Below are 12,415 nucleotides of genomic sequence, written 5' to 3'. Positions count from 1 at the left end.
GATCAAAGGCGGCCGAGCACGAAATCAGCGCGCTCCGCTACCGGCATCTTCGGCACAATGACCACCTCGTAACCGAGCATGGGATAGACCCTTTCCAGCCGCTCATATTCGGCAAGCGCGGCCGCAAGATCGTGCCGGCGTTCCGGATCGGCGGCATAGATCTCCGGCCAGGGCGGTGTGAGGAAGACCTGCCTGTTGTAGCGATGCGCCGCGGCCAGCGCCGGCAGGATCGGCTCCCCGCCTTCTGCATCGAGGGCGGCGGCCGCGTCGATCAGGCCGCGATCGAAGAAGACGAGGCCGGGATGCTGCTGCATCGCCGCCCGGTCGGCGAGCGCCAGCGCGATGGCGCGCCGGGCGAAGGCGGCAAGGTCCAGCCAGGGCAAGGCGGTGCCACCGCTCGCCAGTTCCGCCTGCACGATACGCCGGCCGGGCTCCTCGACAATGGCGTGGCCGCGCCGGCGGAGCTCTTCCAGGAGGGTGGATTTTCCGCCGCCGGAGCAACCGGAAAGCACGATGAAACGGTCGGACATGATGGTCTTCCTTCTGTTCGGCGGGAGAGGCCCGCAAATGCGCCGCAATTGCGGTTGCGTGTTGCCGGCCGGCAGGGTGATATGCCGGCAATTCAGTCGATTCGGGGAATGACATGGCGGTTCTGGTTACGGGCGGCGCAGGTTACATCGGCAGCCACATGGTCTGGGCGCTCATCGATGCGGGCGAGGAGGTCGTGGTGCTCGACCGGCTCTCGACCGGCTTCCGCTGGGCAGTGGCGCCCGAGGCGCGCTTCTACGAGGGCGACCTTGCCGATGCGGCGCTGCTGGCGCAGGTCTTCTCCGAAAACAGCATCGACGCGATCATCCATTTCGCCGGGTCGATCATCGTGCCGGAATCGGTCGCCGATCCCCTCTCCTATTACGACAACAACACGGTCAAGTCACGGGCGCTGATCGCTGCGGCCGTCGCGGCGAAGATCCCGCATTTCGTCTTCTCCTCCACCGCCGCCGTCTACGGCACGCCCGACGGCACGGAACCGGTGCTGGAAAGCGCGGCGCTGCGGCCGGAATCGCCCTACGGTTCCTCCAAGCTGATGACCGAGATCATGCTGCGCGACACCGCCGCGGCGCATGACTTCACCTATACGGCGCTGCGCTACTTCAACGTCGCCGGCGCGGATCCGCGCGGGCGCACCGGCCAGTCGACGGCGGGCGCCACGCATCTCATCAAGGTGGCGAGCGAGGCGGCGCTCGGCAAGCGCGCCGGCATGGATGTCTTCGGCACCGACTATCCGACGCCGGACGGAACCTGCGTGCGCGACTATATCCACGTCACCGACCTTGCCAATGCGCATCTGAAGGCGCTGCAGCGCATGCGGGCGGGCGGCGGCTCGATCGTCGCCAATTGCGGCTATGGCCGCGGCTTTTCCGTGCTGGAGGTGCTGGAGCAGGTGAAGGCCGTGTCCGGCAAGGACTTCCCCGTGCACTTTGCCGGTCGCCGGCCGGGCGATGCGGTGCTGATCGTCGCCAACCCCTCGGTCGCGATGCGGGAACTCGACTGGACGCCGCAGCATGACGACCTCGGCTTCATCGTGCGCACGGCGCTCGACTGGGAAGAGCACCTCGGAAAGCGCAACCAGATCTGACGCCTATTCTTCGCCGAGCAGCGCCTTTTCATGGGCGATGGCGCGGTTGATGAGCTGCGCCCAGATCTCTTCGTAGAAGGCGCCGTCGAGGCCGAGGGCCTCGGCGTTGCGATGCGCATTGTCGCGCACTTCCCGGACGCGCTCCGGCACGTCGGCGGGAATGCCGAGGCCCGCCTTGATCTCGGCCGCCCGGCCGATGAAGCTCCAGCGCTCGGCGAAAAGCGCCATCAGCGCCCGGTCGACCCGGTCGATGTTTTCCCGGATTTCCGCCATCGTCGTGCAGTCTGCGGCCGTCTTCGCCATTGCGGTCTCCCTTGTCGGGACCCCGATAGCAGAGGAATGTTTTGGGGGAAAGCCGCGAACGTCTCCTGAGACGCAAGGCCACATGCAGGCCCGGGGGTTAAGCGGAAGGAGGGTGCGGTCCTGTCTTCTGCTTGCGGGCCTGCATGCTGGCCGAGGCGGAACCTAGGCAAGCAAGCTGGCGCGAGGCTGGATGCTTTTACGTTACGTGAGCCCCTTGTTTCCAGCATCCGGCTGGAGCAGTTTCGCTTTTCTTCGAATCGCGAAAGTGCTCCAGCTTTTTGTTTTAACGCTATTCCGGACGCAAAACCGCTTCGCACTTTTGCTGGAATTGCTCTAGGTGCCGATGGCGAGCTTGATGGCGAAGCCGACGATCGTCACCGCCAGCACGCCGCCCGCCCAGAGACCGACGAACCAGAGCAGCCTGCGGCCGGTCGAACCCTCCGTCATCAGTGATAGCCCTCCTGCGGATCGACCTTGCCGCGGAAGACCCAATAGGCATAGGCCGTGTAGCCGAGGATCATGGGAATGAGCACCAGCGCGCCGACCAGCAGGAAAGCAAGGCTCTCTTCCGGCGCGGCCGCCTGCCAGATCGTCAGCGAGGCCGGCACGATATAGGGGTAGAAGCTGATGCCGATGCCGGCGAAGCCGAGCACGAAGAGGCCGAGCGCGGCGATGAAGGGCCGCGAATCATGCCGGGTGCGCAGGCCCTGGACCAGCAGCGAGAAGCAGCCGAGCACCAGCAGCGGCACCAGCAGGCTGAAGAGCAGCGTCGGCCAGCCGAACCAGCGGTCGAAATAGAGCGGCTCCAGGAAGGGCGTCCACAGGCTGAAGACGCCCATGGCGACCAGCGTGCCGATGCCGGCCTTCAGCGCGTAGCCGCGGGCACGTTCGGCAAGATCGCCGCTCGTCTTCATCACCAGCCAGGTGGCACCGAGCAGGGCATAGCCGATGAGGAGCGCAAACCCCGTGGCAATGGAGAAGGGCGTCAGCCAGTCCCACCAGCCGCCGGCATAGGCGCGCTCTTCCACCGGAATGCCCTGCACCAGGGCACCGAGCGCCACCCCTTGCGTGAAGGCCGCGACCATGGAGCCGCCGGAAAAGGCGATGTCCCAGAGGAACTCGCCGCGCCGGGTGCGCCAGCGATATTCGAAGGCGACGCCGCGGAAGATGAGGCCGAGCACCATGAGGAGCAGTGGCATGTAGAGTGCCGGCAGGATGGTGGCATAGGCGAGCGGGAAGACGGCCATCAGCCCGCCGCCGCCCAGCACCAGCCAGGTCTCGTTGCCGTCCCAGACGGGCGCGACGGAATTCATCATCACGTCGCGATCGTGTTTCTCCTCGAAGAAGGGGAAGAGGATGCCGACGCCGAGATCGAAGCCGTCGAGGATGACATAGGCAAGCACCGCGAAGGCGATGATGGCTGCCCAGATGAAGGGAAGATCAATGGCCATGGTGGTGGCTCCCGGGCGTGGTGGCGATGGCGGCGGCAGGCGTGATGCCGGCCGAACGGAGGGGACCTTCCGCCAGATCCGGCATGGGATCGCGCGGCAGGCGGCCCATCAGGCGCAGGATGTAGAAGGTGCCGGCGCCGAAGACGAGGAAATAGACCACGATGAAGGCGATCAGCGAGGTGGCGACGGCGGGCGCATCGATGGGCGCCACGGAATTGGCGGTGAGCAGATGGCCGTAGACCGTATAGGGCTGACGGCCGACCTCCGTCGTCACCCAGCCGGCCAGAACGGCGAGGAAGCCGGCAGGCCCCATCAGCACGGCGGCACGGTACAGCCAGCGGTTCTCGCCGAGCGTCCCGCGCCACCGACACCACAGCGACCAGAGCCCGATGCCCAGCATGGCAAAGCCGATGGCGACCATGATGCGGAAGGACCAGAAGACGATGCCGACCGGCGGGTGCAGTTCCTTCGGCACCGTATCGAGCCCGGCGAGCGGGGCATCGAGGTCATGCTTGAGGATGAGGCTCGACAGTTTCGGGATCTCGATGGCGTAGTCGACGCGCTGTTCGGCCGAATTCGGAATGCCGAAGAGGATGAGCGGCGCGCCGTCGGGATGGCTCTGGTAGTGCCCCTCCATCGCCATGACCTTGGCCGGCTGGTGCTCCAGCGTGTTGAGGCCGTGCATGTCGCCGGCAAGAATCTGGATCGGCGCGACGACGGCCGCCATCCACATGGCCATGGAGAACATCGTCTTCGCGCGCTTGGGCGCATCGCCGCGCAGGAGATGATAGGCGCCGACGGCGCCGACGACGAAGGCGGTCGTCAGGTAGGCGGCCAGCACCATGTGCACGAGGCGGTAGGGGAAGGACGGGTTGAAGATCACCGCCCACCAGTCGACCGGCACGAACTGGCCGACATCGTTGATCGTAAAGCCGGCCGGCGTCTGCATCCAGGAATTGGCGGCAAGGATCCAGGTGGCCGAGATCAGCGTGCCGACGGCGACCATGAGGGTGGCGAAGAAATGCAGTTTCGGGCCGACACGGTTGAGGCCGAACAGCATGACGCCGAGGAAGCCGGCCTCCAGGAAGAAGGCCGTCAGCACCTCGTAGCCCATCAGCGGGCCGATGACCGGTCCCGCCTTGTCGGAGAAGACGCTCCAGTTCGTGCCGAACTGGTAGGACATGACGATGCCGGAGACGACGCCCATGCCGAAGGCGAGCGCGAAGATCGTCTTCCAGAAGTTGAACAGCGAAAAATAGACCTCGTCCTTCGTCCAGAGCCACAGCCCTTCCAGCACGGCGAGATAGCTCGCAAGGCCGATCGAGAAGGCGGGGAAGACGATGTGGAACGAGACCGTGAAGGCGAACTGGAATCGGGCGAGCAGCGTTGCGTCCAACGATTCGAACATTGGCCACGTCCTTTCGTAAGGCTGGCGCGGGCCTCAGCAGGCCGCGGTCGCACGAAAGAATGTGGTCCGGAACAGGCAAAGGTCAATTCTGCCGGCCCGCCCACGTTGCCGCACCGCGACAATCGCCCGCGTGCGGCATTTCGGCCGCCGCTCTCCTGGACGCATAAAGCTCCCGGCGGAAAACCGGGAGCTTTGACGGCGGAATAGAGAGGGCCTTACCCGTCAGTCGGTGATCGCCGAGCGATCGAGACCCGGATAGTAGTCGCCATTGGCCGGACCGACCCGGCGGGTCGTGGTTTCCGTCCGGGGATGGACGTAGCCGTTTGCAATGCGCGCCTGGCGCTTGCTTTCGATCATCCGGTCCTGCTTCGCGCTGGGCCAGGTGCCTTCATAGTAGCTGCCGGCGGCAAGGGCGGCCGAAGCGCCGAACAGCGAGGCCACGAGCAATGTGGCGGTGAAGGTCGTGTTGAGGGACTTGCTCATCGTTTCGTTCCTGTGGTCAGTCTTGGGAGTCGGTCTTGTTGCCGCTGGCAGTCAGCGGTTGTCCCTGTCGAGGCCGCTGTAGTAGTCGCCCCTGGCAGGGCCGACGGCCACCACGACCGGGGTGGACGCTTTATCGTCGCTGCCGATGCTCTGCGTGGTGATGCGATCGACGGTCTCGCTCTGGGCCTGATCGCGGTCGATGCCGCGATAGTAGTCGCCATCACCACCGGCAAGGGCCGCGGTGCTGCCGTAAACGGAGGCGGCGAGGAGGGCGGTCACAAAGGTCGTGCTCAAGGTCTTGGTCATCGTCTTGTTCCTTTCCATATATCCATCGTGAAACTGGCGGATCGGGTTCACCGTGGCTGCTGGCATCCCCTGCCATCGGTGGCGACGGGGACGATCCGGCGGCTCGCCGGGAGGCGCCACAGGGCGGCGCCCGCAGGTCTCTTTCCTTCAACATGGTCCGGCATCGTCATTCCCTTCCGTCTTCCGGGAGCGGGTTCGCCGCTTCCCTGAAACAAAGATGGTCCCTCAATTTGCGGGATGGAAGGGTCTCGAATTGGAAACAACCGTCAACGTTTTTTGAACGATGAAAACGGCTCTTTCGATACACAACCGGACAGGCAAAAATCGACAAAACCGTCCATCTGGACGGTTTTTCTCAGAAAAAGCTTTACGGGCCAACCAACTGATTCATATTGGCAATAATTACCCCTCCCGCCGCGGAAGGATGAGGGCGCACGCGAAGGATGCAGCGGGAACCGGCGGCATTCACAATTGTGGCGTGGAAAGCCGCACCGCCGATTTCAAGAGTTTCACGAATGTGTGAGGAGCAAAAAAACGCGCCGAAATCGCTTTCGGCGCGGCTTGAATTGTGTCCGGATTGCGTCGAAGGCCGTCGCTCCGCCCTAGCCGGCGCGCAGGTAGTGTTCGACCAGCTCCGTCCAGAACGCGGCGCCGACAGGCAGGAGGTCGTCGTTGAAGTTGTAGCCGGGGTGGTGGAGCGACTTGTCGTTTTCGCCGCCCTTGCCGCCGAGGAAGAAATAGGTGCCCGGCCGCGCCTTCAGCATATAGGCGAAGTCCTCGCTGCCCATGAAGGGCCTGGCCAGATCGACCACCTTGTCGGCGCCGGCGAATCGGATGGCGAGGTCCCGCACGAGGTCCGTCTCGGCCTTGTGATTGACCGTCGCATCGTAGAAGCGCTGGTAATCCACCGTGGCGCTCATGCCATAGCTTTCGGCCTGGCGCTCGGCGATGAGGCGGATGCGGCGCTCCAGCTCGTCGCGCACGGTGGGATCGAAGGAGCGGATACCGACGACGATCTCGGCCCGGCTCGGAATGATGTTGCTTGCCGAGCCCGCATGGAACGAGCCGACCGTCACCACCGTCGGATCGAGCGGGTGGATGTTGCGCGAGACGATGGTCTGCAGCGCCATGACGATCGAGGCGCCGCAGACGATCGGGTCCAGCGTCTCCTGCGGCTCCGCGCCATGGCCGCCGACGCCGTTCACCGTGATGCGCGCCTCGTCGACCGCGGCCATGATCGGGCCGTCGCGCAGCGCGAACTGGCCGAAGGGCAGGCCCGGCTCGTTGTGCAGGGCAAAGACGGCATCGCAGGGGAACTTGTCGAACAGCCCCTCCTCCACCATGATCTTCGCACCGCCGAAATTCTCCTCTGCCGGCTGGAAGATCAGGTGCACGGTGCCGTCGAAATTGCGCCGCTCGGCAATCGCCTTCGCCGCGCCGAGCAGCATGGCCGTGTGCCCGTCATGGCCGCAGGCATGCATCTTGCCGGGCGTCTTGCTGGCATAGGCCAGGCCGGTCTCCTCGTGGATCGGCAGTGCATCGATATCGGCACGAATGCCGATCGACCTGCGGCCGGTACCGTTCACGAGCGTCGCGACGAGGCCGGTTTTCGCAAGGCCGCGCGTGACCTTGTAGCCGTAGCTTTCGAGATGGCGCGCGATGACATCGGATGTGCGCACCTCTTCGAGGCCCAGTTCCGGATGCTCGTGCAGGTCGCGGCGGATCGCCACCATTTCCGGCATGGAATTCTGGAGGGTCGTATGGATCGTCATGTCATCGTCCTTTTCAGGCACCACGCGTCGGGATCCTGCGTTCGAAATAGCGGAACGCGACCACCAGGATGGCGGTCAGGCAGAGATAGATGAGGGCGAGCAGCAGCAGCGGCTCATAGGTGATGTAGGTTTCCTGCCGCACCTTGGAGATGACCGCATAGACGTCGATCACGGTGATCGTGGCGACGAGCGGCGTCGCCTTCAGTTGCAGCACGGTCTCGCCATTCAGCGTCGGCAGCGCCCGGTGCACGGCGCGCGGCAGCCAGATGCGGCGGAACGCCGTGAAACGGCTCATGCCATAGGCGCGCGCCGCTTCCAGTTCCCCCGCCGGCACGCCGGCAAAGGCGCCACGCATCACCTCGCCCTCATAGGCCGCAAAGGATAGGGTCAGCGCCGCCACCCCATAAGGCCAGGCCTCGCGCAGATAGGGCCAGAGGAAGGAATTGCGGATTTCCGGGAACTGCGGGAAGAGCGAGCCCAGCCCGTAATAGAGCAGCCACAACTGGAGCAGCAGCGGCGTGCCGCGGATGACGGTGCAGAAGCTGCGCGCCAGGAGTTTCAGCGGCCACGGCCCGGTCACCTGCACGAGGCCGATCGGGACGGCCAGCAGGAAGCCGAGGACCGAGGTGACGAACAGCATGAGCAGCGTGACGCCGACGCCATAGGCAAGGCGGCCGGAATATTTCGGTACCCAATCCCAGCGCATGAACCAGACGATGCAGAAGACCAGGATGGCGGCGATGGCCATCAGCACGATGCGGTGCGGCTTGAAGAAGCTCTTTCTCGTCGGCAGTTCGGTGAGCGCCATGGCGGCGACGGTCTCATCGCTCATCGCACCGGCTCCACCATGCCGCGCCGATAGTGGCGCTCGATGAAGCCGATCAGCACGTTCGAGACCAGCGTGATCATGAGGTAGAGCACGCCGGCCGCGCAGAAGAACAAGAGATAGGCCTTGGTGCTGCCCGCCGCCTGGCGCGTCACCAGCGTCAGCTCGCTGAAGCCGACGACGGCGAGCAGCGCGGTGTCCTTGGTGGCGATCAGCCAGAGATTGGAAAGACCGGGAATGGCGTGCGGCAGCATGGCCGGCAGCGTGATGCGCCGCATGATCTGCACCGGCGACATGCCGTAGGCCCGCGCCGCCTCGATCTGCCCCGCCGGCACCGCCTTGATGGCACCGCGCAACACCTCGGTGGAATAGGCGCCCTGCACCACGCCGATGACGAAGATGCCGGCCGCAAGGCCGCTGATGTCGACCGGGCCGAAGCCGACCAGCGCCGAAAGCTGGTTCAAAACGTCCGTGCCGGCATAATAGAGGATGAGGATCAGAACGAGTTCCGGCACGGCACGCACGAGCGTCGTATAGACCTCGAGCAGGTCCTTTGCGACCGGGCCGCCATAGAGCTTGCCCATGGCGCCGCCGGTGCCGAGGATGAGGCCGAGCCCGTAGCCGCCGACGGCAATCTGCAGGGATTGCCAGAGCCCCGCCAGCATCACCCCGCCCCAGCCGGGCGGTTCGAGGGCAAGCAGGCTCCAGTTGATCAGCGATCCGGCGTCGGCCATGGGGTTCCTTCAGTCCTTCGGGGCAATCGCAGATGAAAACCCCTTCTGCCTGCCGGTCCCTCCCCACAAGGGGAGAAAGCCGGTTGCCTGCTCCTCCCCCGGCCTTTCCGGCCGAGGGTGCAGCGCGTTACGCCCTTCCCCTTCGTGAGGAGGGGCACGGTAGGAGACTCAACCGCCGTAGATGTCGAAATCGAAATACTGCTTCGAGAAGGTCTCGTAGGTGCCGTTCTCGCGGATCGCCTTGATGGCCGCGTTGATCTTGTCCTTCAGCTCCGTCTCGCCCTTGCGCAGCCCGACGCCGACGCCGAGGCCGAGGACCTCGGGATCATCCTTCACCATGCCCTTCATGTCGCAGCAGGCAGCGCCCTGCTCGGACTTGAGGAATTCCAGCATTGCGACGGAGTCGGCCTGCACCGCATCGATGCGGCCGGCGGCGAGGTCGTTGTTGGCCTCGTCCTGCGTCTGATACTCCTTCACCGTCGTGCCGGCAGGCGCGAAATACTTGTTGGCGTAGACCTGGTGGATGGTGGCCACCTGCACGCCGAGCGTCTTGCCGGCCAGCCCTTCCGGCGTCGGGTCGAAGGTGACGTCCTTCGGACCGATCACGCCCGGAAGCGAGTTGTAGTACTTGTCGGAGAAGTCGATCGTCTGCTGGCGCTCCGCGGTGATCGACATGGAGCCGATGATCATGTCGATCTTGTTGGAGGTCAGCGCCGGGATGATGCCGTCCCAGGCGACCGGCGTGACGACGCAGTCGAGCTTGGCCTCGGCGCAGATCGCCTTCATGAACTCCACTTCCCAGCCTTCCCAGTTGCCAGAGGCATCCGGCGAGGTGAAGGGCGGATAGGGCTCGGCGGCAAAACCGACACGGACCTGCTGGGCCGCGGCGCCCGAGATGGCGGCAAGGCCGATCGCGGCAGCAAGGGCGATTGTCTTTACGGCACTCTTCATGATCTTCCCTCTGTTGGTTTTTTGCTTCTCAGTGGATGGAGCTGATGAATTTCTTCAGCCGCTCCGATTTCGGCGATCCGAACAGTTCGTCCGGCGGGCCCTGTTCCTCGATGAGCCCGTTCGCCAGGAAGACGACGTGGCTTGCGACATTGCGCGCGAACTTCATCTCGTGCGTGACGAGGATCATCGTGCGCTTTTCCTTGGCGAGATCGCCGATGACGGACAGCACCTCGCCGACCAGTTCCGGATCGAGCGCGGAGGTGGGCTCGTCGAAGAGCATGACATGGGGCTGGATGGCGAGCGCGCGGGCGATGGCCGCGCGCTGCTGCTGGCCGCCGGAGAGGAAGGCGGGATAGGCGTCGCGCTTCTCGTAGAGCCCGACGCGGCGCAGCAGCGTCTCGGCGCGGTCGATCGCCTCGTCCTTCTTGACACCGAGCACATGGACGGGCGCCTCGATGACGTTTTCCAGGATGGTCATGTGCTGCCAGAGATTGAAGCTCTGGAACACCATGCCGAGGCGCGAGCGCAGGCGCTGCACCTGCCTGCGATCGGCCGGCATCATGCCGCCATGGCCGTCCTTCTTCATGGCGATCGTCTCGCCGTGGATGGTCACCGAACCGGCGGTCGGCAATTCCAGCATGTTGATGCAGCGCAGGAAGGTGGACTTGCCCGAACCCGAGCCGCCGATGATGGCGATGACGTCGCCCTCATGCGCGGTCAGTGAAACACCCTTGAGAACGTCAAGCGGCCCGAAGCGCTTGTGCAGGTCCCTGACCGCGATTGCCTCGGCGCGTTCCGTCATCGCGGAGCAGTCTCCGGCGCACGGAAAATCGATGCATGACCCATGCCAAATTCCCCTGTTTTTCAGCGTTCCCGCGGGCATCTTCGGCCCGTCGTTCCGTCTTGTGAAAAGCATCGTGGCACTTGTTAAGAAATTATTCAAGCGTATAATAGGCTCATCGCTGACTTTTCTGGCAGCGCCCGTCCAAGATGATTTTTCCCGGGAGTATTGAATGTCCGCCTACGGTTCGCAGGAAATGTCGGCCCCCCTGATGCGTGTTCTGATGCGCCGCCCCGGCGCCAGCCTGAAGGACGCCGATGCCGCCAAGTGGCACTATGGCCCGACCTTCGACGGCGCCCGCGCGGTCCACCAGTACAAGGCCTTCGCCGAGCTCGTGGAAAAATCCGGCACCGAGATCATCTGGCTGGAGGACGAGGGCGACGGGCTTGCCGACGCCATGTTCACCCACGATCCCTCGCTGATGTCCGATCACGGCGCGATCCTCCTGCGCATGGGCAAGCCGCTGCGCGTCGCCGAAACGGCGCTGCATGAAAAGGCCTATGCCGAGCGCCAGATCCCGATCCTCGGCCGCATCGAGGGCGAAGGCACCGTGGAGGGCGGCGACTGCATCTGGCTCGATGCCAAGACGCTCGTCATCGGCCGGGGCGTGCGCACCAACCAGGATGGCATCGACCAGATCACGAAGATCCTTTCCCCCTACGGCGTCACGGTTCTCGCCTATGACCTGCCGCTCTGGCAGGGCGAGGAAGCCTGCCTCCACCTGATGAGCGTGATGAGCCCGCTGGCGGACGACCTCGCCCTCGTCTTCGCCCCGCTGCTGCCGGCCGCCTTCTACCAGTTGCTCAAGAAGCGCGGCATCCGCCTGATCGAGGCGCCGGCCGACGAATTCCATGCCAGCAACGGCCTTTCGCTCAACGTGCTGCCGACCCGGCCCTACGAGGTCATCATGGTCGAAGGCTTCCCGGCCACCAGGGCGGCGATGGAAGCGGCCGGCTGCACGGTGGAGACCTTCGAGGCCGACGCGCTGTGCATCGCCTGCGAGGGCGGGCCGACCTGCCTGACGCGGCCGGTGCTGCGCCGCGCCGCATAACGAGGGAACCATGGCCCGCCGGACCTTCCATCGCGCTCCCGAGGCCGAACGCCGCCACGACCTGATCGAGGCGACGCTCGACTGCATCGCGGAATACGGCCTGCAGGGCGCGACGGTCCGGCAGATCGCCATCAAGGCGGGCGTGACGGCCGGCCTCATCCGGCATTACTTCCAGTCCAAGGAGCACATCCTGCAGGAAGCCTACCGGATCGTCATCGCCCGGCTCACCGAAAAGGCCGAGCGGGTGACGGGCGATCCGGAAACGCGGCTGCGCGACTTCATCGTCATCAACCTGACGGAACCCGTCGCCAACAGCCGCAGCCTCTCGCTCTGGGCCTCCTTCATCAGCCGCGTCAGCGTCGATCCGGAACTCGCCGCCATCCACCGCGAGGGCTATCTGAGCTTCCGCAACGCGCTGGAGGGCCTGCTCGGCGACTTCCTTGCCGCGCGCGGCGAGGATGCCTCGCCGGAACGCTGCCGCAGGCTCGCCATCGCGATCAACGGCCTGCTCGACGGCCTCTGGCTGGAAGGCTGCCTGGCCGGCGAGCTTTTCGGGGAAAGCGAGCTCGTCGAGATCGCGCTGACCTCGATCGAAACCCTGCTCGGGCTGCGCCTGAGACCAGTCGACGCCACGGGCGCTGATCACTAAACGA

The 12,415-nt window shown here is 65.0% G+C and carries 14 protein-coding genes; 3 read left to right on the top strand and 11 right to left on the bottom strand.

Annotated features, from left to right (window positions below):
• Positions 1-2: 2 nt before the first annotated feature.
• Entirely contained in the window at positions 3-530 is a 528-nt protein-coding gene (locus tag EV665_RS09920; RefSeq protein WP_133033967.1) for an AAA family ATPase, read from the bottom strand.
• Between the two features lie 113 nt (positions 531-643).
• Between EV665_RS09920 and galE the strand changes: the two genes are divergently transcribed.
• Complete coding sequence (galE, locus tag EV665_RS09915) at positions 644-1,636, top strand: UDP-glucose 4-epimerase GalE (RefSeq protein WP_133033966.1); 993 nt, start codon at positions 644-646, stop codon at positions 1,634-1,636.
• A gap of 3 nt (positions 1,637-1,639) precedes the next feature.
• On the opposite strand, the gene EV665_RS09910 is transcribed toward galE, so the two are convergent.
• From EV665_RS09910 to EV665_RS09865, 10 genes are all read right to left on the bottom strand, one after another.
• The gene (locus tag EV665_RS09910) at positions 1,640-1,939 is read right to left on the bottom strand and encodes a chorismate mutase family protein (protein ID WP_064328758.1); all 300 of its coding nucleotides are present in this window, start codon (positions 1,937-1,939) and stop codon (positions 1,640-1,642) included.
• A gap of 446 nt (positions 1,940-2,385) precedes the next feature.
• A complete protein-coding gene (gene cydB / locus EV665_RS09905) occupies positions 2,386-3,390 on the bottom strand; it encodes a cytochrome d ubiquinol oxidase subunit II (protein ID WP_133033965.1) in 1,005 nt (334 codons plus the stop codon).
• Positions 3,380-4,798: a cytochrome ubiquinol oxidase subunit I gene (locus EV665_RS09900; protein WP_133033964.1), complete on the bottom strand. Its 1,419-nt coding sequence runs from the start codon at positions 4,796-4,798 to the stop codon at positions 3,380-3,382. The genes cydB and EV665_RS09900 overlap by 11 nt, the downstream gene beginning before the upstream one ends.
• A gap of 222 nt (positions 4,799-5,020) precedes the next feature.
• Complete coding sequence (locus tag EV665_RS09895; RefSeq protein WP_133033963.1) at positions 5,021-5,281, bottom strand: hypothetical protein; 261 nt, start codon at positions 5,279-5,281, stop codon at positions 5,021-5,023.
• 51 nt (positions 5,282-5,332) lie between these two features.
• Positions 5,333-5,587 (bottom strand): hypothetical protein, encoded by a 255-nt coding sequence (locus tag EV665_RS09890; RefSeq protein ID WP_133033962.1) that lies wholly within the window; start codon positions 5,585-5,587, stop codon positions 5,333-5,335.
• A 602-nt stretch (positions 5,588-6,189) separates the two neighbouring features.
• Positions 6,190-7,359 carry a M20 aminoacylase family protein gene (locus tag EV665_RS09885; RefSeq protein ID WP_133033961.1) on the bottom strand — a complete coding sequence of 390 codons (1,170 nt, stop codon included), beginning with the start codon at positions 7,357-7,359 and terminating at the stop codon, positions 6,190-6,192.
• A 13-nt stretch (positions 7,360-7,372) separates the two neighbouring features.
• Positions 7,373-8,191, bottom strand: a complete 819-nt coding sequence (locus EV665_RS09880; RefSeq protein ID WP_133033960.1) for an ABC transporter permease — start codon at positions 8,189-8,191, stop codon at positions 7,373-7,375.
• Positions 8,188-8,919, bottom strand: coding sequence for an ABC transporter permease (locus EV665_RS09875; protein WP_064328751.1), 732 nt, complete (start codon positions 8,917-8,919; stop codon positions 8,188-8,190). Before EV665_RS09875 ends, EV665_RS09880 begins: the two co-directional genes overlap by 4 nt.
• A 168-nt stretch (positions 8,920-9,087) precedes the next feature.
• Positions 9,088-9,870, bottom strand: a complete 783-nt coding sequence (locus tag EV665_RS09870) for a transporter substrate-binding domain-containing protein (protein WP_064328750.1) — start codon at positions 9,868-9,870, stop codon at positions 9,088-9,090.
• 28 nt (positions 9,871-9,898) lie between these two features.
• A complete protein-coding gene (locus EV665_RS09865; RefSeq protein WP_064328749.1) occupies positions 9,899-10,672 on the bottom strand; it encodes an ABC transporter ATP-binding protein in 774 nt (257 codons plus the stop codon).
• A 211-nt stretch (positions 10,673-10,883) separates the two neighbouring features.
• Here EV665_RS09865 and EV665_RS09860 point away from each other — a divergent pair, with 211 nt between their 5' ends.
• Positions 10,884-11,762, top strand: coding sequence for a dimethylarginine dimethylaminohydrolase family protein (locus tag EV665_RS09860; RefSeq protein ID WP_133033959.1), 879 nt, complete (start codon positions 10,884-10,886; stop codon positions 11,760-11,762).
• 10 nt (positions 11,763-11,772) lie between these two features.
• Positions 11,773-12,411 carry a TetR family transcriptional regulator C-terminal domain-containing protein gene (locus tag EV665_RS09855; RefSeq protein ID WP_133033958.1) on the top strand — a complete coding sequence of 213 codons (639 nt, stop codon included), beginning with the start codon at positions 11,773-11,775 and terminating at the stop codon, positions 12,409-12,411.
• The last annotated feature ends 4 nt before the right edge of the window (positions 12,412-12,415 follow it).

Origin of the sequence: Shinella granuli, assembly GCF_004341885.1 — a bacterium.
GTDB classification, from domain to species: Bacteria; Pseudomonadota; Alphaproteobacteria; order Rhizobiales; family Rhizobiaceae; genus Shinella; species Shinella granuli.
This window is presented reverse-complemented; position numbering and strand designations above follow the sequence as displayed.

Coding starts and splice junctions, on each gene's coding strand:
- EV665_RS09865 (WP_064328749.1), bottom strand. CDS start 10,672: ATGACGGAACGCGCCGAGGCAATCGCGGTCAGGGACCTGCACAAGCGC.
- cydB (WP_133033965.1), bottom strand. CDS start 3,390: ATGGCCATTGATCTTCCCTTCATCTGGGCAGCCATCATCGCCTTCGCG.
- EV665_RS09860 (WP_133033959.1), top strand. CDS start 10,884: ATGTCCGCCTACGGTTCGCAGGAAATGTCGGCCCCCCTGATGCGTGTT.
- EV665_RS09875 (WP_064328751.1), bottom strand. CDS start 8,919: ATGGCCGACGCCGGATCGCTGATCAACTGGAGCCTGCTTGCCCTCGAA.
- EV665_RS09890 (WP_133033962.1), bottom strand. CDS start 5,587: ATGACCAAGACCTTGAGCACGACCTTTGTGACCGCCCTCCTCGCCGCC.
- EV665_RS09895 (WP_133033963.1), bottom strand. CDS start 5,281: ATGAGCAAGTCCCTCAACACGACCTTCACCGCCACATTGCTCGTGGCC.
- EV665_RS09870 (WP_064328750.1), bottom strand. CDS start 9,870: ATGAAGAGTGCCGTAAAGACAATCGCCCTTGCTGCCGCGATCGGCCTT.
- EV665_RS09885 (WP_133033961.1), bottom strand. CDS start 7,359: ATGACGATCCATACGACCCTCCAGAATTCCATGCCGGAAATGGTGGCG.
- EV665_RS09880 (WP_133033960.1), bottom strand. CDS start 8,191: ATGAGCGATGAGACCGTCGCCGCCATGGCGCTCACCGAACTGCCGACG.
- EV665_RS09900 (WP_133033964.1), bottom strand. CDS start 4,798: ATGTTCGAATCGTTGGACGCAACGCTGCTCGCCCGATTCCAGTTCGCC.
- EV665_RS09920 (WP_133033967.1), bottom strand. CDS start 530: ATGTCCGACCGTTTCATCGTGCTTTCCGGTTGCTCCGGCGGCGGAAAA.
- EV665_RS09910 (WP_064328758.1), bottom strand. CDS start 1,939: ATGGCGAAGACGGCCGCAGACTGCACGACGATGGCGGAAATCCGGGAA.
- galE (WP_133033966.1), top strand. CDS start 644: ATGGCGGTTCTGGTTACGGGCGGCGCAGGTTACATCGGCAGCCACATG.
- EV665_RS09855 (WP_133033958.1), top strand. CDS start 11,773: ATGGCCCGCCGGACCTTCCATCGCGCTCCCGAGGCCGAACGCCGCCAC.